The organism is Butyrivibrio sp. WCE2006 (genome assembly GCF_000701985.1).
In the GTDB taxonomy this organism is placed as follows: domain Bacteria; phylum Bacillota; class Clostridia; order Lachnospirales; family Lachnospiraceae; genus Butyrivibrio.
The window spans coordinates 79,066-105,096 of record NZ_JNKH01000003.1 but is presented as its reverse complement, the minus strand read 5'-3'; the positions used below and the strand labels follow the sequence as shown (position 1 = coordinate 105,096).

Sequence of the window (26,031 nt, the reverse complement as noted above, 5' to 3'; positions counted from 1 at the left end):
CTCTTAATTACCTGCGAGGTAAGCATCAAGCTGTTCCTGATTGGCTGCTATTACCTCATCAATTCCTGCTGTCTGAAGATCACCGACAAGCTTCTCGATAGCTGCATCCACGTCCTCGACCTGTCCTGCATTTAACAGAGGAAGCTGTTCTGCAAGTACTGCAGATATTCCGGCTGCCTGTGTACTGTAAGCCTCTGCGTCAAATGCATATCCAAAAGCCTTGGAAACAACTGCAGAATCATTGAATGCTTCAAGATCATTCACATACTCATCTGTAAGAGGAGCCACAATATGTCTTGTTGTGGGATTGCCAAAGTGCATAAAGGATGTGTAATATCCGCTGTGATCTGCATTGGCTGTGCCGTCATATGTGATAACATTATCGGTTCCATCAACTGCAACATAATCTGTACCCTCAATACCGTAATTAAAGAGGTTGGCAACATCTGCATCAGAGTAGATAAGGTTGATAAGATCCATACATTTGTCAGGTCTCTCTGATGTTGCAGCAATGCCGAGCATCATCTCCTGGGCAAAGGATGTCTGGATAATAGGATTACTCATAGATACTATTCCTGTCTCAAAGTCAGGGTTTGTCCATACAGCTATCTGATCAGGTGTATATGCAGTAGATGTTCCAAACACTTTCTGATTGGCAAAATGCTGCTGAACAGAAGTTGTATCTGTCATCTGATCCTCCGGAAGATATCCGTTGTCAAACCATGTCTTTACGGTCTCGCAGTAATGCTTAAATTCATCTGTTGCAAATACATTCTCTACTGTAGTGTCATTGGAAGGATCCATAACTACGCCATAGTCTCCCGAAGCACCGTAAACATCTACGGAATTCATAAATTTGAAATTGAGCTGTGCGGAATTAGAGAAACTTGTAAGATACATGCCATGCTCTTTTAAAGTCTCTCCCACTGCTGTTAGATCGTCGATTGTCATTCCGTCATGCATATCGAGTCCGAGTTTATCGGCAACAGTCTTGTTATATACGAAGCCTCCTGCCACTGCCGGATAAGGATAGCCGGAAACCGCATAGGTTTTGCCGTTTATTCTCTGAGCTGCCTCAACAGTTGAACATACCTCTGAGATAGCGCTTCCTCTCTCTGCGATAAGGTCATCCAACTCAAGAAGCACCCCATCCTTCACTGCTGAACTCATGGCGTATACCAGGCCGACAGTCACAATATCCATCTTCTCACCACCGGCGATACCCATGGAAGTGGTTGTCCCCATATCCCCAATAAAAAGAGGCTGAAGGTCAACCGTCGCATTTATCTTATCAAGAGTAATCTCATTTATAGCAGCCTCAACTGCCTCCAGATCATTGTTAGACTCATTAAGTCCTATGAACTGAACCGCAATCTCGTAAGGCTCTTCGCTCATATCTATAGCCGCATCAGATGTGCTATCTTCACTACCTGCAGTGCCCTCAGAGGTCTCAGCTGATGCTGTCTCTTCCTCACCTGTTGCAGTATCTGAAGCTCCTCCACAGCCAGCAAGAGTCATTGTTGCAACAGCTCCGGCTGTAAGAATACTGACAAGTTTCTTCTTCATAATTTTTGTTACCTCCCATTTACAACTTTGATGTTTGTTACTGCTCAAATGATAACAGGTAAGGATTTTTCAAAATAGAAAAATCCTTACCTGTTATATGTTCAAAAATGACTTTTTGCATTTTCATTCCTATAGCCTTTTGGTCCAACTCCAACGGATTTCTTGAAGATTTTGGTAAAATATGAATAGTTGGGATACCCCACAAGTTCCGCTACTTTGGTGACCGGATAATCAGTAGATAAAAGTATCTCCTTCGCCAGTTTTATCCTTTCATTCGTGATATACTCAAGAATCGAAACCCCCGTTTCTTTCTTGAAGGTCCTCATGAGATAACTGGCATTCAGATGTACAGTCATAGCTATATCATCCACGCAGATATCCTCCTGAATATGCTCTAATATGAACCGTTTGGCATCATGGACAGACTGATTATGATTTTCCTGTGATTCCTGCACTGCAACACGTATGACTATATCCCCAGGGATTTCCTCCTTTTCTCTCTCACTTTGGAGCCTCTCCACGAGCTTAGTCAGTATCTCATCAAGTTCACTGTAGTCTATTGGTTTCAATATATAGTCGACACTTCCGAGCAGCATCGCTTTTCTCATGTAGTCGTATTCCGGGTGGCAGGTCACATATATGCACTCTGTTGCAGGGTAGTGAAGCTTCACCCATTCGAACAGTTCAAGCCCCGAGCCCTGCGGCATCTCCACATCAGAGAGCATAAAATCAATATGTTCCCTCTCAAATATCTTCTTGGCTATCGCCATCGAACCTGCTACATATACATTCTCCACGTTGTATTTGTCCCACATGATCCTTTTTTTCATGGAATTTAATACAACCGCTTCATCATCCACAATCAGCGCATTAAGCTTCCTATTCATCATCTTCCTCATCCTCTGCCAGCTTGAGCGGCAGTATTATCTCTATTCTTGTTCCATGAGGCTCATCCCTCATTATTTCCAGTCTGGTCTCTACGCCGTAGAGGATTTTCAGCCTCTCTATGGCGTTCTGAATGCCCACGCCCAGCTGGGATTCCCTGACCCCTGTATCCTGAAATCTGTGAATTACTGCAAGTGTCTCTTCATTGATGCCTTTGCCCGTATCGAGCATAAGCACCTGAACTTTATTCGGGTCCTTATCGTATCTCCTGGCTATTATGATAATCTGAATCTCCTCTCCTATCCTGATGGAGTGTTTTATGGTATTCTCTGCAAAATTCTGGATAAGAAGCGGCGGAATCAGGCAATTTGCCACCTCATCTTCCCACTCTATGATCGTGGAAAAAGTATCGGGATATCTGACTTTTTGGATAGCGAAATAGTTTTGAATATGTTTCATCTCCTCCTTGAGAAGCACCTCATCCCTGCTGGCATTGACTATGTATGCAAAATATCTTGAAAGATTTATCAGCATCTTCTGTATAAGGGGATATTCGTCCTGCTCATAGCTGTACAGGATATTTAGAGTGTTCATGATAAAATGTGGCTGAATCTGCTGGCTTAAAAATTTCAGGCGAACATTCTGCTCCTTGAGACGCTCCTCATAAACTCCCTGCTGGAGACGCTGCACATCATCCATCATCTTGTTAAACTCATGGTTTAGCTTCTCGAATTCTCCTATTGCACCGCTTTCCTTAATTCTGTATTCCACATTTCCCGAGCCTATCTCATCCATCGCCAGGTTAAGATCTGTGATAGGTCTTACCATCCACTTATTAAGGACATAGATAACGGCCGGGACCATCAGTATAGACAGGACAGTCAGAATAACCAATATCCATATGAGTGACGGCACCCCGCTAAGAACTGAATTTAGAGGAATCAGCTGAGCAATCTCATAATCGGCAACAGCAGATTCAACCCGTGCAACCTCATAGAGAAATCCTTTGGAATTACTCCAGCTGTTTTCCGAAGGGACCTTATCCGGGAAGTTATCCGCAAGCCTGTCAGTCGGCCCTATTACCGTTCCTTCTTTGTCACAAAAAACGCTGATATTCGCCATATCGGTATCATAAAAAGAGAACTCTTTTGCGCAGTTATCAATGTCGAACCACGCACCATAATAAGCATTTCTGAATTGTCTTACATATACCAGAAGCTTCATTTCGCCTGTATCCACAAATTTCCAGGCTCCCTGCGCCTCATCGCTTTTTTCTGTATCCCTGACATACTCTTGCAAGACGACCATGCTGTTTCCTGTTGTATCATTATTGCTTACCAGAAACATATCAATATCCGGATAATCAATATATACTCCTGATACCAGGCCATTATCCGTTCTGATGTCATCCATTTTGAGCCGGACACTGACAACACTTTCCATCATCTTGTAATAATTTTCTCTTGCAATATCAGCATCATTCAGATATGAAAAATCGTAGTTCTCGGAGGCCTCCTTGGCAATGCGCTTTGTGACCTGCAATATGGAATTGTCCAGTTCAGACACATACACCTTTATGGCAGACTCAGCATTATTTTTCTGCTGGGTATACAATCCGTTCATAACAGTAACTACAAGAAAGATTGTGATCATGCATATGACAACTACAAATCCCGACACAAAAAACAAGGCTCTCACGGTGTACATCGAAAGAGCCTTGCGAAAACTTCCCATATTTGATATAGCTTGTCCTCGTTTTACTTTCACATTAAACTCCTTGGAACGATAATACCCATTCCAATTTATTAATCTCTCCGGTTTTGCTCTTTTTCCCGGGAACAGAATATTCACTGACTTCTGCCGAATGTCTCTGTAAGTAATCAAATAAGTTTAGTGTCTGCCATTCACCTGGCAGTTACTTCCTCAAGCTCTGCCACTGCTTTTTTAAGTCCCTCAGGATCTATCGGCAAAAATCCCATATGGGACAGTTCTCTGAAGGTATTGCATGAAGTCTCAGGGTCATGCAGCATCCCCGCAAGGGGCGGAACATACTTTTTGAGAATGTTCTCGGCATCTGCATTACCTGCAAGTCTTGAAAGTCTGCAATCCCATCCAAAGGGCTTCCTGTAATCTCTGTCAGGTGTGTAGGTAATATCATACACTCCGCTTTCAAGCTCCTTTACCGATTCCGAAGAATTCCCCGGAAGATGGAGAGTTGCATGGGTTCCGAAGGGGATCTCCACATGGAGGCTGATATCTCCATCATCACGAATCTTCCACTCGCATACAATCTTTCCTCTGACACTGTTGTAGGAAGCCTTGAGGAACTTTAGTCTCACGTCCGGATGCGGATCTATAATTATCTCTCTGTATCCTGCAGTTTTAGGTCTTATTCCCGCAGCATAAGCGTACATGAATTCCTCGACAGAACCGTAGGAATAATGATTTAGCGAGTTCATGCCTGTAGGAGATATTGTGCCGTCCTCAAGGACAGAGTTCCATCTCTCCCAGATGGTAGTTGCTCCAAGATTCACCTCGTAGAGCCATCCCGGGAAACTCTCGTTAAAGAGAAAATCATAGGCAATGTCTGACATATCATTCTCACCAAGAACGGTGCACATCATGGTAGCTCCGACAAAGCCTCCCTTGATCTTGTACATATCCTTTTTAAATCTGGCTTTAAGCTGCGATATGAGCTTCTCCCTGTCTTTGCAGATGCCAAACTTAAGTGCCACAAGAATCCCCGTCTGTGAATCCATTGCAAGACGTCCGTTGGGGGTGAAATACTCATTTAAAATTGCCTCACGGATTTTTTCGGCATGGACTCTGTATTTCATCTCATCCTGTTCATACCCCAGTATTTTCGCCGCATCAGCCACTATGACCGCAGATCTGTAATCATACACAGTACTCAGATATGCATCCTCCGTGCTGCCCTTGAAGCTGGTTTCAGTAGCCCCGTCCAGTGCAAGCCAGTCACCAAATGTGAAGGAGAAATCATTGATGTATTTTCTTTCACCCCTCTTTGCATCCTCTCTGTCTATATAATCAACCCAGTCCTTCATCATCGGATAGGCTGATCTCAAGAATTCCTTATCCCCATAGGCATTGTAGAGATTCCAGGGTTCAATTGTACCCACATCTCCCCATATAGGACCTGCATCCTTCTTATGGCCTATATTAGGCACATAATTGGGGATTGCACCGTCTATAAGCTCTTGTTCATCCCTCAGGTCTTTGTTGAACTTTCTGAAAAAAGCAAGGGTATCAGTGTGGTAGGTTGCGGTTGAAGAGAATACCTGCGCATCGCCTGTCCAGCCCAGCCTCTCATTTCTCTGGGGACAGTCGGTCGGCATGTCTATAAAATTGGAATACAGGCCCCACAAAGTGTTCTCATAGAGTCTGTTTATCTTTGCATTTCCTGTCTCAATAAAACCGGTTCTTTTTACGTCAGAGCACAATACTTTTCCGGTAAAATCATTGGTGCTAATCTCTCCCGGCCACCCTGAGACTTTCATATATCTGAATCCGAAGAAGGTGAAATGTGCTCTTACTGTCTCCTTCTCTCCCCCGGAGACATAAACGTATTCAGATTTTGCCTCTCTGTAATTATCATTGTAGAAATTGCCCTTCTGGAGGATTTCACCGAAGTTAAGTACAATTCTTGTGCCCTTGGGGAAATCGGCCTTAAATTCGACGAATCCTGCGAAATTTTGGCCAAAATCTACCACCCTCTCCCCGGCGGGTGTGGCAATAACTTCTTTTGCATTTATCTCTTCTCTGACAACTACGGGGATGGAGAGTCTGTCCCTGAGGTTCTTTTTTACAAGGTTAGCGGTGCCCTTGTCATCCTGAGGTTCTGAAATTACCGACACACTCTTCCATTCGTTTTCTTTTCCATCCCATAGTGTTCTGTTTAATACTTCACCGTCATATATACCTGTATCCTCAAAATCAGAGCCTTTGTATTCCCAGGAACCATCAGTCTTTATCAGTTCGCTTCCGGTCTCATAGTCAATGTGAAGTTCAGCGATGGCTGCCATCTGATTCCCGAAGTTTTCTTTTGTACCTTCAAGGCCGAAGGTTCCCATATACCATCCCTTTGCCAGATATATTTCCAAGGCATTCTCTCTGCCGCCCTGCAGGTAGTTTTCTACAGGAAAAGTAATGATCTGAATCCCTTTTTCATAATTGGTCACATAAGGAGTAAGATACTCATCCCCCACCTTCTCACCATTTAGGTATGCCTCAAACAGACCTACACCGCAGATATAGAGTCTGGCACGTTTTACATCCTTCTCCGTGGTGAAGGTCTTGCGAAGTATGGGATGAAGGTCACCCTTCCCTGCTGTTATCCAGTCCGCAGCCCATTCATCTTCCATTTTACCTGTCTCAAAAAAGGACATTCCTGTCGCCTCATCTCCCATATCTCCCTTGACATAGGCGCGGAAGAAATAACGGCTTCTTGGCTTTAATTCGATATTTATAGCTGTCCCTATAGGGCTGGCATTATCTTCTGTGAAAATGATATCATCAAAATTCTCGTCCTGCGCTACCTCCAGCCTGCATATATCCGCCTTGTGAGATTTAGTATCCGTGATCTTAAAGGTCGCAGTAAGGTATTCTGTAAGGTATCCTATGGGCTCTTTTACCCCATTTATTTTCATTTCTTTAATCAGCATGTTCAGTCCTTTCCGGAATTAGTCCGATACATTTTGCGGTATCTGTCACCATGACAGGTACACGCACCTCTTATCATACTCTTATCACTTAATGATACATAAAAACCACTCCTGCTTTCCATAGGTGCTTTTCAGTAAAACCCGACATTTTTTAAGCTGGTTTATCTATCATAATGATGTAAGGGTCAAGAACTGACATGTTCATCTTTAATCAAATTGCGAAGAATATGTATGTTTCAGTGCACCAGATCTTCCTGCATCAGCTCATCCACACGACTGAACACTATCTCCATATCAGTCGTTCCGTTGGCACAGTAGGCAGCTCCGACAAAAATATTTATGCCCTTCCTTTCTATCATTCTCCTTGCACATTCAACGTCATTATCAAAGTATGACTCCTCTGTCTCAAATCCAAAGCATACAAACTCATTACCGTTCATGCGGTAGACATTCTCAGATCCAAAGATTTCCATGAGGCACTTCGAAACCTCTATCAGAATCCTGTCTCCCACATCATAGCCCTGCTCCCTGTTTACATCCTCAAGTCCAATAATTCCCATTCTCATATATCCAAAGGTCTTGGACATATCAAGCGAATTTTCAAGAAACATTCTGTAAGCCATATGATTTTTTGCACCTGTAAGCGCATCCCTGTAATTATATGAAAACATTCTCTTCTGCTCTTCCCTCTGGAGGATCAGCTGAGAGAGGAAGTAGGATATCAGATTTATTATCTCTGATATATCCGTAAGTTTATCTTCAGGAGCTCCGCTCACTCCGCAGATTCCCATAAATTTACCATTAATTTCAAGGGCACCCGTCACCAGGTTATCTATTTTATAATTTTTTAAAATATCATAAAAATATGGATCTGTTGATTTTAACTGCTCTATATCATTTACTATAAATTTTCTGCCATTATCCAGGTATCGCTTATAGAGTTTATCCAGGACCCCCTCATACGTTAAATGTATGAGTTCAACCGATTCAGGCTTTAATCCGTCCCTGCACCATTCATAGCTTCCACGGAATGTTCCGTTGATCTGACTCTCAAAGATGAATATCCTGTCAGCTTCAAGCTCAGTTCCCATAAAATTCAGCATAGCCTTTATGTTATGCTCAGGAGAATCTGAAGATACAGCATATTGCAGAGCGTGATTTATAAATCGTTCACGCATAATTTGAGCATGATCCTTGGTCCACCATTTCAGGAATTTGAAGTTCATATACACTACAAATATGACCATGCCCGCCCTGGTATATATTCCCTGAACATCTGTAAAAGTCTGATCAGTGAAATCCTTAATAAGGTCCAAAAGTCCACAGCCGAGTACAAAAATAATTATGAAATATATACTCCTGATCTCAATTGCCAGACCGTTGACCCTGCAATAATGAGCATTATCATTGGCTATGATAAGCATTATCAGCATCACAAGAACTATGTACGGTATCAGGAAAAGAGAAAAGGAATATGCCATATCCATATTCAAAAGATATCTGGAACCTATGAGGGCTATCTCAAAAAATATCGACATCCAGAAGCTGATATGCTGATATATTTTACGCTTTCTTACTGTGAGTGAATTAAAGAAAGCTATCAGAGGATATCCCACCATAAACGGAAGAACTTTACTCATTCCGCGCCATGCATATATGGAGCCTGTAAGCACCTGCATGACATTTGTATCTATAAAAAGCCACGTTCCCGCTATTATGGATGTAAGACCAAGGGCTCTTATGTTGAATGGCAGCGTATCCTTGTCAGGAACTGATCTGTATACCAGCATCTGCAATCCGCCAAAAAGTATCATGAGTATACAATAGATGCAGGCACCCAGCATTCTCCTGAAGGTAAGCCGCATATAATCAGATGGCGGACAGATATACACATTCATGATTCTGCCTGTCTTTTGCCTGTCATAACAGCATGAATTTATGATTTTCACGGTCTTTGTAATATTGGACGTTCCAATTCCAACCTCATGAAATACTATACCTGTACTTCTGCCGGTAAGATTCTCTTTAGTTCTAAAGCTGTACACCAATTTATCATCTATAAAAACAGATAAATTAGAATTCTGAGATTCAAAGCATAGCGAATCCTTCTCAGAAAGACGAGCCGGAAGTCTCTTTTCAAGTATTACGGTTCCACCATGCTCACCTGCCATAACCTGCTCTATCCTTTTGACAGGCTCTGACCCGACCCTCCATTTTTCTGAAAAGCTAATAGGCACCTGCGTATATCTGGTGCTACGAATATCTGATCTGATTGGTATTACAATGAAAAAACATGCCAGAATAATACCAAATAGAATATTATATACTTTTCCTGCTATCCCTGACCTCTTTTTCATCATGCTTCCTTTTTATCATTCTTCTGCCAGATACTTCAGATATTTTCTGTAATTGCCAAGTAGTCTGTCAGTATTCTTATGAACAAATTCAGTATTTCCGTCTTTTGCTGCATTTTCGAGCTTTAACGCAAGCTCTGATAATTCGTCTGCACCTATGATTCTTGCTGAGTCTTTTAGGGAATGAACCTTAATTATGTAATTATCCCAGTCATTTGCCTTGTAGCATTTCTCTATTTCACTGGCATTTAGCTCAATAGTCTGATAGAACAGCTTCAAAACTGCATTCAGTGTTTTCTTTGAGCCTGCTATTTCAAGAGCCTTATAATAATCTATTCCCTCGATACTCTCGAAGATTTCTTCTGCATATTCTTCCTTTGGAGATACCTTTAAATCATCTCTGTTTATATATGATGTTTCATCCGCAATCCTCTCTATACTCTCATCTCCCACCTTTTCATAGGAGTTGTTTACCGGATAATATATAGATTCTTTCTTAGCGATTTCCTGAAGCTCTACCTCATCAGATAAGCTTTCTTCTTCATCATTTTTATCATTTGAAAGCATCATGCTGAGATTATAGGGCACATCTCCCTTTTCAAGGAATGACAAACCAATTGCTCCGGCACCACAACTAATGGTCATTGCTGCGCAGACCTTCTGAAATACTATGTGCTCAAAATGGAACCTCTTACTGATTCTCTCTCTTATCATGTCCTTTTCTGCTTCCGTAAGATTAATGTGTTCCACAATAATGAGGTCTGTATCAGGATTCTCAAACCTGTTAAGAACATGGTCTATATACTTTGTATAGCACTCCTCTTTCTCTCCCATAAACAGGCGCCATACTGTCACCTTATCGTTGATGACACGGATTACGGGTTTGAAGGAAAAAGTACTCATGATTCCATGAAGGGTTTTACCGATAATCCCCCTCTTCATCATGAAGTAGGCATCAGTAGTGATAAAACTGCACCTTACCTTCTCTTTTACTTTCGTAAGTTCTTCAAGTATCTTATCAGTTGTTTTTCCCTGCATGGCACTTCTGTGTGCAATGAGTACCATAAGTCCAAGTGCACAGGAATTGAAGCCTGAATTGAATATTATTACATTCTCGTATGCCCTTGCTGCAGTCTTTGCATTCTCATATTCTTTGCTAAACGTAGGAGCCAGTGTCAGATAGATTATCTGGTGTGCCTTTTTCATCACACGGCCAAAGAAATTCTCAAATTCCTCAACTGTAGGCGGCGCTGAATTAAACTCAATACCCTCATGCATATAGTGAACAAGATCCTCTGTACTAACCTCTTCCTTGTCTCTATAAGATCTGTCCCCGGTGATAACACTAAACGGTAATATATCCAGATTTTTCCCATTTACCACTTTAGATGGCAGATCACACATCGTGCTTGTACAGATGGCAACAGAAAGCTTCTTGCTATAACCACTTGCAGTGTTCATCTGAGCCTTTTCGCCATCCTGCCCTTCCGTCATATTGATCTTTATTTCAGGCAAATGATTCAGCAACATGTTTTCAAGCTGCAGTCCCGTGACAGGTTTTACAAGATAATCATCAAAACCGCTGCGGCTGTAGAGTTCTCTGTTTTCACTGTCCGCATTGGCTGTAAGAACTACAACGGGTATATTATTGTTTAAGCCGCCCTCCTGATTTCTGATATTCTGCAGACATTCAATACCATCCATCTCCGGCATCAGATGATCCATAAGAATCAGATCATAGCGATAGCTGAGAGTCATAGACAGCGCCTGCTGTCCGCTTGTTGCAGTATGTATGGTAATATCCGTATCTGACAAAAGCTTTCTCTCCACCTCCAGATTCATCTCATTGTCATCAACAATAAGTATTGCTGCTTCAGAAGCTGTAAATGCCGGGATATATTTCTCTGTCTTTCTGATATTTCCAAATTTAACAAAGCTTACATCGCCTATGGCATCCTTTCTTGAAACCTGCTGCCAAAGGGCGATCATGAAGGTCGATCCCTGGGTATAAACGCTGTTAACTGTGATTCTTCCTCCCATCAGTTCTACCAGCTGCTTAACTATGGCAAGACCCAGACCTGTTCCCTCAATCTTGATATTTTTATCCTCATCCATTCTCTGGAAAGCATCAAAGAGATAAGGAATTGCATCCTGCTTTATACCCATACCTGTATCAGAGACTGAAAACAGCAGCATTATCTGTTCTTCTCTTATCTCTTCCTTCTCCACGGTAAGAGTGATTGAACCATGCTTGGTGTACTTTATGGCATTGTTCAAAAGATTTATGAGTATCTGTTTGATACGCATTTCATCGCCAAAAAGCTCTGCCGGTATTGAAGGATCAATTTCGATATTGAGCTCAAGCCCCTTTTCCTCAGCACGCTTCCATATCATGCCTACTATTTCGGAAAGCAAGATCTCAAGATTATAATTAACAGGGATAATATCCATTTTCCCCGCTTCGATCTTGGAAAAATCAAGGATATCATTTACAAGGGCAAGGAGCATTCTTCCGGCCCCCTGAATATTGGCAGCATCTTTAAGTATCTCCTCTGAAGCATCCTCCTGCCTTAAAATTATCTCGTTAAGACCAAGGATTGAATTGATGGGAGTCCTTATTTCATGGCTCATATTTGAGAAAAAGCGGTTCTGTGTCCGGTTCAGTTCCTCAACCTTTTTGGTCTCTTCCCTGGCTCTTTTGTTTTCCTCATTAAGAAGCCATTCCTCGAACCAGACCATAACACAACAGATAAGTCCTACAAGAATAAGGGAAATATACGAGTCTATGTAAAACATGCTTTCCTGATGCTGGTTTGCGATTTCTGGATAGAAATATCCGTTCACATAGAAAATGCCTGCTTCTATCGTAAGCACAACAAGCATAAGCGGTCTCCATCTATCGCTAAGAACCAGTCCCGTGTACAGATAGGCAAAAATTATCCAGTGAAGTCCGCCGCCCCTTATTCCTCCACCGAAGAAGAACAATATCGGTAAAAATACCAGAACAATACCGATAACAATAAATCTTATGGCAGATTTTACCTTATTTGTCTTAACACCTACATAAGTCACCAGCGGGATGATAATCGCAACTATTGCAACCATGGTGGTTTCAACCGGATTTTCAGAAAAAACAACATCCCCCGCCAGTCCACATAATACAAAGAATTCCGTGATAATGGTGAGCAGCACAAAGACACGCTCCCTGAAGCTGCGTCCCGGGTCTTTTACCGTATTTATCAGTTTGTCAAGGAAGTGTAGTTTCATTTTGCACCTCCTCTTTTCTGAAGAGTTCCGTCTTTAAGGACACGGTTCATTACACGTTCAAATGCACTAAGATTAATAGGCTTACTGATAAAGCCATCAAAGCCTTCCTGAAGGAACATCTCCCTGGCACCGCTTATGGCATTGGCAGTCAGTGCTATCACACAGACATTCCTGCGATTATCCAAAGCAATTCTCCTAAGCTGTTTCATAGCTTCAATACCGTCCATCTCCGGCATCATATGATCCATAAATATTACGTCATAGAAGGATTGCGTGTATTTGATCAGTGCCTCGGCTCCGCTATGAGCAACATCGATATCCATGTTATATTCTTTAAAAAGCCCCGAAGCCACAACCAGGTTCATGGGTTCGTCATCAACAATAAGCGCACGAACTCCGTCGAGTACAGGCTTTTTCTCATCTGACAAAAGTGAAGGAACGTAGGTATCTCCGTTCAATACTCTAAGCATCTGAAAACCGCTTGCAGGCTTTGCAATCCGGATCACTCTGCTATTTCCGGGACGGGCAAAATCATACTTACTGGACACAGCAACTATCACTTCATCTGATGCAATACTTTCGAAATAATCCGGATCAATACTGTATTCTTCAATACCGATAAATATATGTGAGATCTTACCTTTTTCTATCAGTCTTTTCAGCTCAAGCATATTTGGTACTGCATACAAATTAATTCTTAATCCCACGGCAAAATTCATGCCCATAGACTTGTAAAATTCATTTACCTCCTGCCGCTTGTATTTATTGGGGATAAAATAAAAGGCAATGTTTATGAATTTCTTTTCCATAATTGTCATACAAGGGGAGGGATCTATGATTTCCTGGGCTATACTTACTCGTACAGTTGTGCCCTTCCTCTTCTGACTCTCGATCGTAACAAAACCCTTCATAAGCCTGGTAAATCCAAATACCAGTGACAGACCAAGACCTATTCCGCTGGTGCTTCTGTTACGCCTCTTATTAACCTGATACCGTCCTCTGGTTATCCTTTCGATATCACTGTCAGTCATACCGATACCGGTATCCGATACCTCGATTAGCAGATTCATTCCATATGCTTTTTTTATGCCTGATATTTTCAGATAAACGCCACCCTCGCTTGTGAATTTGAAGGCATTATCAAGAAGATGATCTACGATCTTACGGATTTTAGCAGCATCTCCCCTTAGAAGAGAAGGCATATTGGGATCAAGATCAATGACGAATTCGAGACTTTCATCCTTTGAAAGTATATTGTAATTGGTAATGATGTCATTAAGAAGCGATGCCAGCTCATATCTGTCCTCCTCAAGTCTGGCATCTCCACGCTGTATTTCACTGTAATCCTGAATATCTTCGATCTGAAGAGAAAGCCTTACACCTGCATCTCGTATCGCTATAACATCATTGTTTCTTACTTTCTTTAAGATAAGACTTGTCATACCGTTTATAACATTAACAGGGGTACGAAGCTCATGGGATATGTTTACAAGGAAATCCTCAAGTCCTATGCTTTCAGTTTCCTCATCGTCATTCTTACTCTGCAGTTCATCCTCTACCGTGCGCTCATTCTTAAGTACAGCCTTCAAGGCTCTGTAACAGCATATCTCAAGCAGCACCTGAAACGCTATACGAAGCAGATCATATCCACTAAGGTCCACTTCTTTGCTTCCGGCAATCCATAACAACTGCATGATTATGATTGCAAAAAACTCTATCAATAATGGGAAAAGATACTCTTCACGCTTGAGAAGCGTTGCCGTGACCATCATCAGAATTGAAAAAACAACGGCATCGAACAAGCTGTTTCCATGCCCACCATGATAAAACGCCAAAAACATCGAGTAAATCATGTAGATATTTTCTCTGATCTTTGGCTCAAGATAGCTTCTGACATGGATAGCCCAGCATATAACAATGCCAAGTATAATAAGGGGCGGCATCCAGAACTCCCATCCCTGCAGAATGCTCTCTAACAAAACACCCATACTGGCGGTGGAAATAATGATAATTACGACATTATGCTTATTGGCTATCTGATCATTTTTTTCGCCCACAACTATATCTCCACTCTACGGATTCTTAGCAGTCGTAAATTTAACTACAGTGCTCAGTACAAAAATCCTGCGGGATTTCTCCGCTTGTACCCACAAAAAGACACAGTACCCTCCTTATAATTACACTAAAATTACTGCATGAACGCAATTAAATATGAATAAATTTTGTATAAACTTCATTTTCAAAAATCCCAATCGTTAATACTTCTTATTTCATATTCTGACACTGAAAATCTGATATTGTTTTTCCTTTTAAATGCGATAAACTTAAGATTAGATTATTTATCGGAGACGACACCGGAAATTGTCTGATGTCGTTTGCCGCGTCGGAGGCTTAAATGCATAACTGAATCAGGAGGGGGAAATGGCTTTAGCAGACGAAATAAATCCAAAAACATTTTATGAATCAATTGTTCATTTTGATGATAGTGATGAGTCAAAAGATTATTATTACAAAGCAATGGACACACTGACCGGAAGAACAAATAAGGATGGCAGTGAAGAAACCGTAAGAGACAGAATTCTTAAGGCATATGCCATACTATTCTGTGAGGAATCAGACCTTGGTCCGGGTGACAAGGCTGATGTTGATGATGTTGCAGGCACAGCCGACAGACTTTATATCGGCCGTGCAGAATATGATCCGCAGCACTGGTATCGTATGAAATATCACTTCCCGGTGATAGATGATGATAACTATGACAGATTCGCTGCTCTCGTACTTTCAGACATGAATGCAGGTCCGCTTCATGATGCAGCCTTAAATGATGGTGAAACCCTGGTTGTAGGGGAATCCAATCCATTGAGCATGACAGCTGAGCAGAGAAAAAATCAGAGCATCAAGCCTGTAACTACATTTTGGGGAGGTCAAAAGTGAACATATTAGCAGTAGACGACGATAAGACTTCCTTAAATACAGTAAAAAAAATACTTACAAGTGTATCACCAGATTCCACTTGTTTTTACTATGACAATTCACTTTCTGCATTGGCAAAAGCCCGCGAAGAAGAAATAGATGTGGCAATTCTTGATGTAAACATGCCTGAGCTGGATGGAATTAACCTTGGGCGATATCTTGAGGAGCTTCATCCTTTTATCAATCTAATATATCTTACCGAGCACACTGACAAAGCTTATGATGCAATGAAAATCCACGCCAGTGGTTTCATAAAAAAGCCGGGCTCTGACTCTGAAGTAAAAAATGAACTTCAGATGCTGCGATATCCGGAGTTAAGGAAAAAATATAAGCGTGTATTTGCCCAGACCTTTGGGAATTTCGAATTTTTTGTAGATGGGGAACCCATCGAATTCAAGTACAAACGAACAAAGGAAATTGTTGCCCTACTAATAAGCAACAAGGGTGCACAGACAACCAACGGAGAAATAATCGCATCTTTGTGGGAAGATGACGGTGATCCTGACAGAAAAATGTCCTATTTATGCAACCTCAGACAGGACCTTCAGAACACTTTCAAGAAGTATAAGCTCGATGGCATCATACTTAAGCAGCGTGGAAGCATGGCTATCGCCAAGGATAAGATTGAGTGTGATCTCTATGACTATCTTGAAAAGGGTAAGGACTCCAAATACAAATATAACGGAGAATATATGAACCAGTATAGCTGGTCAGAATACTATATCGCGGATCTGGATGAATATTAACCCGGAGATTTTTTTGGGTATTCGAAGTTTCAGTGATTATATAATAAGCAGGATCATGCCGCTATCTGCATGTCCTGCTTTTTTTGATATAGGAAATTTCTCCGAAATTCCTATATCATAAAAAGCGCTCCGCTATGGATGCGCACTCGCGCGATAGGAATATGTTGCCTTCAGCAACCGCGCTCGGCGCAAGAATGTCGCAAGCGACATTCTTTCTTGTCTTTTAGATTTTTCTGCTCTTTAATTCAGGATGGACTGCGTAGAATTCCTCCTTATCCTTGTACATGAGAATATCTGCATTTCTCATGGCAATACGAATATCGTCTCCTCCGCTTGAATAAAAATACCCTATAGACATGGTTATCTCTGAAGGATACGTCGTCTTATCTCTCAGTTTTGATATTTTGTCAAGGAACTCATCCTCTGACTTACCAGTGGTTATAATCGTAAACTCATCTCCGCCTGCTCTGTATATCTCATCATCTCCAAAGACTGATGAAATAATGGATGCGGCGGACCAAAGCATCTGATCTCCTGCCTCATGCCCATATTTATCATTGACATATTTTAGTCCATTAAGATCAACAAATACCACGCCGTATGGCCTGCATCTTAGCTCAAGCCTTGATACAAACTCATCAACCCTGATGTTCATGGCGTTTCTGTTCATAACACCTGTCAGCATGTCACTGTTGCTGAGTTCCTTCATTTTTTCCATAAGATTATTATTAGCCAGCTCCGCTGCCAGGAAAAATGAAGTATGCTCCAGCAGTTCCTTTATCTCTATAGTGCGGTCGGTATCGAAATTCACCACATACAGATAACCTATAGTTTTCCTGTTCTGCTGCAAAGGCACAAAGCAAATGCTCTGAACACCTGCTTCTGTCATCGATTTTGCCCAGGCAGGATTCCTCTCCTCAAGAGACTTCATATCTGACTCATCTGTGATGATAAGACAATTACTCTTCTCTATTGTTTTATCCCAGGTTTTTACAACATCCGGAGGGATATCCTCAATGTCACGCCCACGTGTCTCTTCATCTCTGCTTCTTGCTATACCACCGATATATCTGACCCCATTTGTCGCTTCATCAATGCTGACAACCGAAACTCTTTCAGCCCCACACTTCTCTAAAATTTCCTTCACAACTTCATCAACAGCAGATTTAAAACTGTCAGCAGTACGAAATACAGCGCAGCTTTTTATCACAGAGCTCGCTGTGTCCATTGTTACGTTTCCAAGCCTGTCGGGATCTGCTTTCTCAGTAAGTTCATATGAAAATATACAGTAGCCTGTGTCATCCCTGTCTGATTCAAGTGGAATATAAACCTGATCCATCCACATATTGATGACCTTTGCTTCAATATATGTATGTATCTGCTTATGCTTTATAGCTGCAGTAAAAACAAAATGCTCAAACTTCCTTTCCTTTGGGAAAAGTTCAGTATAAAGTATCCCGTCATAATAGCTTGAAAAATCCTGCTTATACCTTTTGTTGGCTGCAACAATGCGTATTTCCCCTATTTCATCATCAGGAAGCTTTTCCACTGACATTATGCATGAAGTTGATACCAGCGAATCAATAATAGCTTTAAAATCCATACTTATCACCATAAAAAAGATTGAAATGCCCACATGATTTCATACTACTATTTTATCTATAATTTCGTGAATTAATGATTAAATTATTATAAATTTTATTTTTATTCAAAAAAACCTCCGTGATAACTATTATCATTAAGCTGTCTTGATTAATTTGTTAGCATTTGCTAACATATTTTCCGAAGGTAATATGATTTTTAATGATTCAAAACCTAGAAAGGATGGGAAGTATGAGTAAAGTTAAAGTAATTTTCTGGAGTGGAAGTGGCAATACACAGGCTATGGCAGATGCAGTAGCAGATGGTATAAGGAGTGCAGGGGGCGAAGCAGAAGTTGCAACTTTTGGTTCTATCACTCCTTCCGATGCAGCAAATGAGTCCGTAATTGCATTCGGATGCCCGGCTATGGGTGCAGAGGTACTTGAAGAAAGCACTGTTGAGCCTTTCATTGCAGATTATGAAACAAAATGCAGCGGTAAAAAGGTTGCACTTTTTGGTTCTTATGGATGGGGAGATGGTCAGTGGATGAGAGACTGGCAGGACAGGCTTGCAGCTGCAGGAGCTACAATCATCGGCGGAGAAGGCGTGATTGCCAACAATGCACCTGACGATGATGCAGTTTCCCAGTGCGAAGATCTCGGAAGAATGCTGGCCCAGGCGTGATATATTTCCATCAACACTTCTTATAGTTTATACACCAAAAACCACCATATTCTGTTAGCGGTCAAGCCCTTACCGCTTCAAGGAAATGGTGGTTTTTATTTTATCAGATCACCTTATTTATTTGAGTTGTAGGTATTGTATGCATCCTGCTGGATCTTGATGAACTCATTGTAGCCCATTGTCTCAAGCATCTTGATGTAATCATCCCACTGCTCATCAATTCCGCCCTCTGTTACCCATGTTGCCTGGTTAGATGCAACATAAGCATCAAGGTCTGTGAAAAGTGTAGAAAGTGTATTAAGCTGGTCTGTTGTGTAACTTACATTAGGGAATGCTTCCTTTGCATATTTTCCAAGTTCCTTATCAAGAGCAAGCTTGGAAGCATCACCGTTTTCTGCAGCATATTTAACCTTATCGTTAAAGCCTTCAGCTACATACTTAGGACCAAAATCGCGAAGTGACTCGATCCATGCAAATGTATCTGCTGAATTTCCGTCCTGAGGCTCAAGAACTGTGTATGTTCCGTCTGCATCATTCTTCTCGATACCAACACCGAATGAACCATAGAAGTTCTGGATTGAAGCATCCTCTGTGTAGAACTTGTCTACCCATGAAAGAAGGGGACCGGGATTCTCACATGAAGAAGTTACAACGAACTCATATCTGCTGTAGTTCCAATGCTCAGGATCAGATGAGATATAGCTTTCTCCGCTGGGACCTGTAAGAGCCGGAAGTGCAACGTACTCTCCTGCATTTGCACCAAAGGTTGAATCTGCTGTCCAGCCGGGAGCTGCACCGATAATAGGTGTCTCGTTCATGAGCTTAGCATCACGCATGGAAGAATCTTCTGTAAAAAGCTCAGGATCGATAAGGCCCTTTTCAAAGCACTCGTGCATCCACTGAACACCTTCCTTGTATCCTTCAGTAACAGGAAGGTATACAGGCTCACCGTTCTGAATTGCCATCATGTATGTTCCGTCTGCACCTAATGTTGTTCCGAAAGGAAGGCTGAAGAACATTACAGAATCAGCATATCCCTGTCCGAAAGGAATCTCATCATTAGGATCACCGTTGCCGTTTGCATCCTGCTCTTTGAAAGCAACAAGAGCATTTTCAAATTCTTCGTAGGTAGTAGGAACTTCAAGTCCAAGATTATCAAGCCACTGCTTATTTATGAACATTTGGTTTGCAACAGTAGGTCTGCAGGGCTTCTTGGAAGGAAGACCATAGATATGACCGTCAGCTGATGTTGCCAGTGCCTTCATTGTAGGATCACTTTCAATTATGCCCTTGAAATTAGGCATATACTCATCGATGTAATCATCAAGAGCTATGAAAGATCCTGTATTAGTAAGTATGTCTGACTCTGAAAAGCATATTGAACCCATAAATGCATCAGGCAGATCACCACCTGCAAGAAGAACAGCCTTTTTATCGCCCCAGTCAGAATTAAGGATAGTATCCCAATTAACTGTTATTCCCGCTTCACTTGCTGCAGCATCCGGAAAACCTGTATGGTAATCCTCACCCCAGTCTGCCCATCTTACAGTCGCAACCTTATAGGAAGTCTCTGATGAAGCAGCTACAGTATCTGCTGAAGTCTCAGTCTTTGTGTTTCCTGCATTCTCAGAAACCTGTGCGCTCTGACCACATGCTGCAAGTACAGTGCTAAGTGCTAACACGCCTGCTGTCATTTTTAGTGTCTTTTTCATTTTCTTCTCCTTCTCCTTAACTATATAAATAGTGACTTCCTGAAAACACAAATGAAAATGTATTCAGGAATCTTCAGCTCATAAAAAACTGAGCCTGATTAACCCTTTACTGCGCCTATCATTACTCCCTGATTAAAGTACTTTTGCAAGAACGGATAGAGAGCCATGATTGGCAATGTAGAAACCACGATTGAAGCATATTTCATCATGTCTGAGAGCTGTCTGAGCTCCTGAGCCATGGTACCTGTCGCTGCACCAAGAAGAGATTCATTGGCAATAAGAATTCTTCTAAGAAGTAGTTGCAGCGGTATGAGATCTTCGTTCTGAAGATAAATCAGAGCATTGAACCAGGAGTTCCAAAGACCTACCGCGGTCCAAAGTCCTACTACAGCGATTACCGCTTTGGAGAGAGGTACTGCAAACTGAACGAAGTATCTCAAGGTGCTGCATCCGTCTATTTGGGCTGCTTCCCATAAGGATTCTGGCAAAGAGTTCTGGAAGAATGTCCTTGCCACGATGATGTTGTAAGTGGATACCGCAAATGGAACGATCATTACGAGGAAATTGTCAAGAAGTCCGAACTGCTTAACTATCAGATAGGTTGGTATCAGGCCTCCTCCGACAAACATTGGAATCAAATAGAATACATTGATCCATTTTCTTCCGGGCAGATCCTTTCTTGACATAGCATAACCGGCAGTGATATTAACGAACAACGCGACGAACGTGCCGGTGAAGGTATATACAATGGTGTTCCAATAACTCTTCCAGATCTGACTCTGTTCGAAGAGCTTTTGGTATCCCCTTACATCAATTACATTTGGCCATAACCAGACTTTTCCATTAGCTACATCCGCAGGATTACTAAAGGATGCTATGATAACGAACCAAAGTGGATATATGACCGCAATTATCATAATTACTGCTATCAGATGAAACAGAATATTCACCAGCTTATCCTGAGTAAATACTCTCTTCTTTTTAACTTCTGTCTCTTCTACACTTCTAACAACTAATTCCATTTTCCATTCCCCTTATTTGTTTTTAGAACAAACTACTATCAGTTAACTTTTTAGCAAGAAGATTTACTAAAAGCAGAACAATTACATTTACCACTGTGTTGAACAGACCGATTGCTGTTGAAAGGCTGTACTGCATGCTCTGCATACCCATCTTGTAAACATAGGTTGATATGATTTCACTGCTCATTATGTTCTGAACATTCTGAAGAAGGAAAACCTTCTCGAATCCTATTCCCAGGATGCTGCCTGCTCTCATGATAAGAAGTACCATTGCTGTTGGCAGGATCATCGGTATATCTATGTATTTAATCTTCTGTAGTGTACTTGCGCCGTCTACTGTTGCAGCCTCGTAATAGGTAGGATCGATTCCTGCCAGAGCTGCCAGATAGATTATGCTGTCCCATCCAAGGTGCTGCCAGATATCGCTCCATACATAGATGTGTTTGAATCCGCTTGCGCTTGACATAAGATTTGGAAATTCCTGTCCGAACAGTCTGAAAAGATTGGCGAACAGACCGCTGCTTGGTGAAAGGAAGATCAGTATCAAACCGCACATAACCATGGTTGATATAAAATGTGGCAGATATGTAATAACCTGGAAGACTTTCTTGAACATCTTCGTTTTCATCTGATTGCACATAAGTGCCAGAAGAATCGGAAGCGGAAATCCTACCAGAATGCTATACAAGCTAATCACCAGTGTGTTCTTTATCGTTACCGTGAACTGATAAGACTTGAAAAACTGTATGAAATTTTTCATTCCAACAAACGGACTTTTGAATATTCCAAGCGCCGGTGAATAATTCTGGAATGCTATCACAATCCCAGCCATGGGCAGGTATGCGAAGCAGAATAAAAGAACCGCTGATGGTAATAGTAACAGATACAACTGATAATACTTTTTAATGTTTTTCAGGGCTTTTTCTTTCATTATGTCCGATCCTCTTTTCAACGTAATTTCTTTAAGCTGATTAAAACTTGTATTTTTGACAGTTCAAATCTTATCGTTTTTAGGGATCCAAAAATAGCACTTTTCTGTTTTATGGATAGCACTTTTCCGAACATGCTGACAAAATAAGTGGCGATACAAAAAGCTTTTAATTATAATGAACGTATGAAAAATTTAGAAAAACGCAGAGCATACACGGTTGTACAGATTTTAAGAAAAACTCTCTGGTCCGCTATTCCGGTTGTGATAATTTTCGTGATCATAAGTAGTTTTTCTTTTTTGGAAATAAGAAAACAAAATAATCTTGCAGTTGAGAATGCAGTAAATATTTATCAAACAGAATTAGAAGGAAAACTTAATGCCGTTGCACATTTTGTTCAATGGACTGTAGTTCACGATCCAATCCTGGATTCCTTTTCACTGGATAACAGCATAGGAATCTTCAGGCAGGCAGGAAATGATCTGAGACTACGAGTAAGCGATATGCAGTATTCAACCGGTTCCGAATTTATGTACTTTTTCTATTGGGATCAGGGGAACATTTTTATGAATGCTTCTGAGCTCAAGGTATCTTATAAAACCTATAAGGCCATAAGAAAACGAGTCATAATGGATACGGTAAAGATAATCGGTGCGGAGGGCTTTTCCTGGAACACCTGCGTAGTTGACGGGGTTCCATACCTTTACTACCAGATAACCTATAATCACCGCACCTTTGTGGCGTTTGTCGCAGCGGAGGATATTGTTGCTCCACTCTCCAAGACTAACCTTGGACGCTATGGGAACATAAAGCTTCAGAATCTTAATGATGAGTCCTTCTATGAGACTGCGGAAAGTCCCAGGGGATTTTTAAGCCATTACTACAATAAGCTGTATTTCCCCGGTGAAAAGTCTGGACTTCCCTTTACTCTTGTTATTGACTCAGATATGCTTGGAAGCTATGGAAAAATTTTTCTTTTACAGTTTCTGGTATTTTTGACAGCCCTTGCCCTTAGCGTCATCATGGGCGGCTACATACTTGCGACCTATAAAAGAGTGATACTTCCCATAAAGATTTTTTCGAGTAATCTTTCAAAGATGGATTCTATATCTGATACAGCTTCTCTCTCACTTGATCTTACAGACAGTAAGATACAGGAGCTGAACCAGATAAACGATCAGTTTAAGAGTCTGATCCATGAAATTACAAGACTGAAAATCAACATTTATGAGGCTGAGCTTGACCAGAATAAATTCAGAATCCTGTTTTTACAGCAGCAGATTAAGCCGCACTTTTATCTGAACTGCCTTACAACCATCGACAGCATGCTGAGCCTTGGTGATGTATCAGCAGCCCAGAAGATGCTTCAATTTACTTCGAAGTACTTCAGGTACCTTTTCCAGGCTGATAAGGATTTCGTTCCCTTGAGCAGTGAGATTGCCCATGCAGAGGATTACCTTGATATCCAGATGATGCGTCTTTCCGATGATATTGAATACACCTGTGATATTGATGAAAAGGACTTTGATGTGCTTATACCTCCTCTTCTTGTGATCAGTTTTGTGGAGAATATCATCAAGTATGCCGAGCCCAATGAGGACAGCCTGAAAATCTCAATCACCGGAAAGGATTACGTGAGAAATGGTGAGGATTACCTGGAGATTTCCATAAGAGATAACGGACAGGGATTCCCCTCTGAAGTTATTGAAAAGATCAGAAATGGTGAGTACCTTACTACCGATGGAGCAAGAATCGGTATAACCAATTGCATAAGAAGACTTAAACTTCTTTATAATGACGATTATGAATCAGACTTGAAAACATGGAAAATGGTGGCGGAGTTGTGATTTTAGGTATCCCTAAAAACACAGCAGAACAGTCATAGATTCCCAAAATTAACTAAGTATTTAAGCTAAGAGAAAGCATAAAGGATATACACTATGCAAGTTTTACTGGTTGATGATGACCGCTTTGTTATTGCAGCTCTTCAAAAGGGAATAGCCTGGGAGAGCCTTGGAATAACCGAAGTTTTTACAGCAAATAATATAAACAGTGCAAAGGAAATAATGGAGAGCAACGATATAGACCTGCTCCTTAGCGACATTGATATGCCCCATGGAACAGGCCTGGATCTCCTGAAATATATTCGTGAGCAGGGAAATAACGTACCGACTATTTTCCTTACCAATTATGCAGATTTCTCCTATGCTCAGAAGGCCGTTGAACTGCGGAGCTTCCACTATTTCCTAAAGCCTATAGATTATGCTGAACTTACACGAATAATAAAAAAGGCATTAAAGGAAGCTGAGGAAGTCCAAAACCAGAAATCACTGTCCCCTGAAGGCAAGATTGATATTCCTGATATCAGTACAGATTCTATTGAAAATGAATCTAACATCACTGCAATGCTGAAATATGTTGATGATCATTTCAGAGAAGACATAAGCCGTGAACAGCTATCTGTCATGTTCTTCTTTGATCCTGATTACATCACAAAAATTTTCAAAAAACAGACCGGGATGAGCTACAAAAACTATGTCATAGAAAAACGCCTATCTCTTGCAAAAGAACTGTTATCAGAGTCTGATTATCCAATCCACGATATCTCACAGTATGTGGGCTATGATAATTACTCCTACTTCACAAGGCTTTTTAAAAAGAGCTTTGGCATCACTCCTATTGAATACCGTGGCCGCGGTGATGATACTCCGGAATAAAAAAGTGCAACAAATATATGCCATTTTGCGAAAAAGATGAAACAGTCCGCAAAAGTAATATCTGTTGCACAATACTATTATTTTTCAAACAGGAACTTTTCAGGAAGTTCAACCTTGAAATCCCTTGCAAGATCCCTGAAATTATCAGGTGTTATGGTCTGGAGCTTATTTGGTGTGATTGACAATACCTTTACCAGTATTTCTGCAGATTTCTCAACAGTGTGCATGAGACCAAATGTAAGGTCAAAATCTTCACCTGCCGCAAACATACCATGATGAGCCCATATTGCTACATCATACTGTTCCATTAGCTTAGAGGTCGCAACAGCGATGTCTTTTCCTCCCGGAACCATCCAATCAACAACGCCTATTCCTGAAGGGAATACAACAGGACACTCAGTAGCCATCTCCCAAAGTTCTCTTGTAAACACCTCATCCTTTAAAGGAAGAACAAATGTAAGTGCAATAGTATTGGTTGTATGAGCATGATAAACAACTCTGTATTTTCCGTTGGTAACACGCTTTTTAACCTCAAGGTTCATAAGATGTGAAGGAAGCTCTGAGGTAGGACGCCCGCCATTTACAAAGCCCCACTGAATCTGATACTTAGTTCCGGTCTCATCCACTTTAATGATACCGATTGAATCTTCAGGATCGATGATCACATTGCGGAAATACTTACCGCTGCCTGTTACCATGAAATACTCACCTGCAAGTCCCGGAACCTCGGTACCGATTTCGGCAAACGGACCGTCCTCTTTAAGGTACTCCTTAACGGCTTCTACATCCTCATCCTTCATTCTGTAGGAAAGGTTACCGCCATTTCTCTCATGCCAGCCCTGTTCCCATCCATCGTTAGCCATACGAATAAATCCCTTAACAAATTTAACATCTAAAATACTCATTTTTTCTC

17 protein-coding genes are annotated in these 26,031 nt (G+C 41.3%); 5 read left to right on the top strand and 12 right to left on the bottom strand.

All coding sequences use genetic code 11. The features are described from left to right. Nucleotides 1-3: 3 nt before the first annotated feature. The 7 genes from T501_RS03530 to T501_RS03500 form a co-directional block, all read right to left on the bottom strand. Nucleotides 4-1,566, bottom strand: a complete 1,563-nt coding sequence (locus T501_RS03530) for an ABC transporter substrate-binding protein (RefSeq protein ID WP_044913337.1) — start codon at nucleotides 1,564-1,566, stop codon at nucleotides 4-6. 101 nt (nucleotides 1,567-1,667) lie between these two features. Next, entirely contained in the window at nucleotides 1,668-2,456 is a 789-nt protein-coding gene (locus T501_RS03525) for a response regulator transcription factor (protein WP_044913336.1), read from the bottom strand. Further along, nucleotides 2,446-4,218: a sensor histidine kinase gene (locus tag T501_RS03520; RefSeq protein ID WP_197027912.1), complete on the bottom strand. Its 1,773-nt coding sequence runs from the start codon at nucleotides 4,216-4,218 to the stop codon at nucleotides 2,446-2,448. The genes T501_RS03525 and T501_RS03520 overlap by 11 nt, the downstream gene beginning before the upstream one ends. A gap of 137 nt (nucleotides 4,219-4,355) precedes the next feature. Further along, entirely contained in the window at nucleotides 4,356-7,133 is a 2,778-nt protein-coding gene (locus T501_RS03515) for a family 78 glycoside hydrolase catalytic domain (RefSeq protein ID WP_044913334.1), read from the bottom strand. A gap of 236 nt (nucleotides 7,134-7,369) precedes the next feature. Further along, a complete protein-coding gene (locus T501_RS03510; RefSeq protein WP_081675230.1) occupies nucleotides 7,370-9,493 on the bottom strand; it encodes a sensor domain-containing diguanylate cyclase in 2,124 nt (707 codons plus the stop codon). A gap of 12 nt (nucleotides 9,494-9,505) precedes the next feature. After that, nucleotides 9,506-12,754, bottom strand: a complete 3,249-nt coding sequence (locus T501_RS03505) for a DegV family protein (RefSeq protein ID WP_050008109.1) — start codon at nucleotides 12,752-12,754, stop codon at nucleotides 9,506-9,508. Beyond that, nucleotides 12,751-14,811 carry a response regulator gene (locus tag T501_RS03500; RefSeq protein WP_044913333.1) on the bottom strand — a complete coding sequence of 687 codons (2,061 nt, stop codon included), beginning with the start codon at nucleotides 14,809-14,811 and terminating at the stop codon, nucleotides 12,751-12,753. The genes T501_RS03505 and T501_RS03500 overlap by 4 nt, the downstream gene beginning before the upstream one ends. A 364-nt stretch (nucleotides 14,812-15,175) precedes the next feature. Between T501_RS03500 and T501_RS03495 the strand changes: the two genes are divergently transcribed. Both T501_RS03495 and T501_RS03490 read left to right on the top strand, forming a co-directional pair. Continuing rightward, nucleotides 15,176-15,688, top strand: coding sequence for a hypothetical protein (locus tag T501_RS03495; protein ID WP_044913332.1), 513 nt, complete (start codon nucleotides 15,176-15,178; stop codon nucleotides 15,686-15,688). Further along, nucleotides 15,685-16,473 carry a response regulator gene (locus tag T501_RS03490; RefSeq protein WP_044913331.1) on the top strand — a complete coding sequence of 263 codons (789 nt, stop codon included), beginning with the start codon at nucleotides 15,685-15,687 and terminating at the stop codon, nucleotides 16,471-16,473. The genes T501_RS03495 and T501_RS03490 overlap by 4 nt, the downstream gene beginning before the upstream one ends. A 223-nt stretch (nucleotides 16,474-16,696) precedes the next feature. Here T501_RS03490 and T501_RS03485 read toward each other — a convergent pair whose 3' ends face one another. Then, nucleotides 16,697-18,076 (bottom strand): sensor domain-containing diguanylate cyclase, encoded by a 1,380-nt coding sequence (locus T501_RS03485; RefSeq protein ID WP_044913330.1) that lies wholly within the window; start codon nucleotides 18,074-18,076, stop codon nucleotides 16,697-16,699. Nucleotides 18,077-18,306: 230 nt separating this feature from the next. Between T501_RS03485 and T501_RS03480 the strand changes: the two genes are divergently transcribed. Then, on the top strand, nucleotides 18,307-18,738 hold the full coding sequence (locus T501_RS03480) for a flavodoxin (RefSeq protein WP_026510225.1): 432 nt from the start codon (nucleotides 18,307-18,309) through the stop codon (nucleotides 18,736-18,738). Between the two features lie 113 nt (nucleotides 18,739-18,851). Here T501_RS03480 and T501_RS03475 read toward each other — a convergent pair whose 3' ends face one another. The 3 genes from T501_RS03475 to T501_RS03465 all read right to left on the bottom strand — a co-directional run bounded on the left by T501_RS03475 (nucleotide 18,852) and on the right by T501_RS03465 (nucleotide 22,403). Beyond that, the gene (locus tag T501_RS03475; protein WP_026510226.1) at nucleotides 18,852-20,450 is read right to left on the bottom strand and encodes a type 2 periplasmic-binding domain-containing protein; all 1,599 of its coding nucleotides are present in this window, start codon (nucleotides 20,448-20,450) and stop codon (nucleotides 18,852-18,854) included. 98 nt (nucleotides 20,451-20,548) lie between these two features. Beyond that, nucleotides 20,549-21,472 (bottom strand): carbohydrate ABC transporter permease, encoded by a 924-nt coding sequence (locus T501_RS03470; RefSeq protein WP_044913329.1) that lies wholly within the window; start codon nucleotides 21,470-21,472, stop codon nucleotides 20,549-20,551. A gap of 22 nt (nucleotides 21,473-21,494) precedes the next feature. Continuing rightward, nucleotides 21,495-22,403 carry an ABC transporter permease gene (locus T501_RS03465; protein WP_044913328.1) on the bottom strand — a complete coding sequence of 303 codons (909 nt, stop codon included), beginning with the start codon at nucleotides 22,401-22,403 and terminating at the stop codon, nucleotides 21,495-21,497. 183 nt (nucleotides 22,404-22,586) lie between these two features. Here T501_RS03465 and T501_RS03460 point away from each other — a divergent pair, with 183 nt between their 5' ends. Both T501_RS03460 and T501_RS03455 read left to right on the top strand, forming a co-directional pair. Continuing rightward, nucleotides 22,587-24,248 carry a sensor histidine kinase gene (locus T501_RS03460; protein ID WP_044913327.1) on the top strand — a complete coding sequence of 554 codons (1,662 nt, stop codon included), beginning with the start codon at nucleotides 22,587-22,589 and terminating at the stop codon, nucleotides 24,246-24,248. Between the two features lie 93 nt (nucleotides 24,249-24,341). Beyond that, nucleotides 24,342-25,118 carry a response regulator transcription factor gene (locus T501_RS03455; protein WP_044913326.1) on the top strand — a complete coding sequence of 259 codons (777 nt, stop codon included), beginning with the start codon at nucleotides 24,342-24,344 and terminating at the stop codon, nucleotides 25,116-25,118. Nucleotides 25,119-25,195: 77 nt separating this feature from the next. Here T501_RS03455 and rhaD read toward each other — a convergent pair whose 3' ends face one another. Next, a complete protein-coding gene (rhaD, locus tag T501_RS03450; protein WP_026510230.1) occupies nucleotides 25,196-26,023 on the bottom strand; it encodes a rhamnulose-1-phosphate aldolase in 828 nt (275 codons plus the stop codon). Between the last annotated feature and the right edge of the window lie 8 nt (nucleotides 26,024-26,031).

Excerpts from the sequence above, each read along its gene's own strand:
- T501_RS03480 (WP_026510225.1), top strand. The coding sequence starts at position 18,307 with ATGAGTAAAGTTAAAGTAATTTTCTGGAGTGGAAGTGGCAATACACAG.
- T501_RS03505 (WP_050008109.1), bottom strand. The coding sequence starts at position 12,754 with ATGAAACTACACTTCCTTGACAAACTGATAAATACGGTAAAAGACCCG.
- T501_RS03485 (WP_044913330.1), bottom strand. The coding sequence starts at position 18,076 with ATGGATTTTAAAGCTATTATTGATTCGCTGGTATCAACTTCATGCATA.
- T501_RS03515 (WP_044913334.1), bottom strand. The coding sequence starts at position 7,133 with ATGCTGATTAAAGAAATGAAAATAAATGGGGTAAAAGAGCCCATAGGA.
- T501_RS03525 (WP_044913336.1), bottom strand. The coding sequence starts at position 2,456 with ATGATGAATAGGAAGCTTAATGCGCTGATTGTGGATGATGAAGCGGTT.
- T501_RS03510 (WP_081675230.1), bottom strand. The coding sequence starts at position 9,493 with ATGATGAAAAAGAGGTCAGGGATAGCAGGAAAAGTATATAATATTCTA.
- T501_RS03530 (WP_044913337.1), bottom strand. The coding sequence starts at position 1,566 with ATGAAGAAGAAACTTGTCAGTATTCTTACAGCCGGAGCTGTTGCAACA.
- T501_RS03465 (WP_044913328.1), bottom strand. The coding sequence starts at position 22,403 with ATGAAAGAAAAAGCCCTGAAAAACATTAAAAAGTATTATCAGTTGTAT.
- T501_RS03455 (WP_044913326.1), top strand. The coding sequence starts at position 24,342 with ATGCAAGTTTTACTGGTTGATGATGACCGCTTTGTTATTGCAGCTCTT.
- rhaD (WP_026510230.1), bottom strand. The coding sequence starts at position 26,023 with ATGAGTATTTTAGATGTTAAATTTGTTAAGGGATTTATTCGTATGGCT.
- T501_RS03475 (WP_026510226.1), bottom strand. The coding sequence starts at position 20,450 with ATGAAAAAGACACTAAAAATGACAGCAGGCGTGTTAGCACTTAGCACT.
- T501_RS03470 (WP_044913329.1), bottom strand. The coding sequence starts at position 21,472 with ATGGAATTAGTTGTTAGAAGTGTAGAAGAGACAGAAGTTAAAAAGAAG.
- T501_RS03495 (WP_044913332.1), top strand. The coding sequence starts at position 15,176 with ATGGCTTTAGCAGACGAAATAAATCCAAAAACATTTTATGAATCAATT.
- T501_RS03460 (WP_044913327.1), top strand. The coding sequence starts at position 22,587 with ATGAAAAATTTAGAAAAACGCAGAGCATACACGGTTGTACAGATTTTA.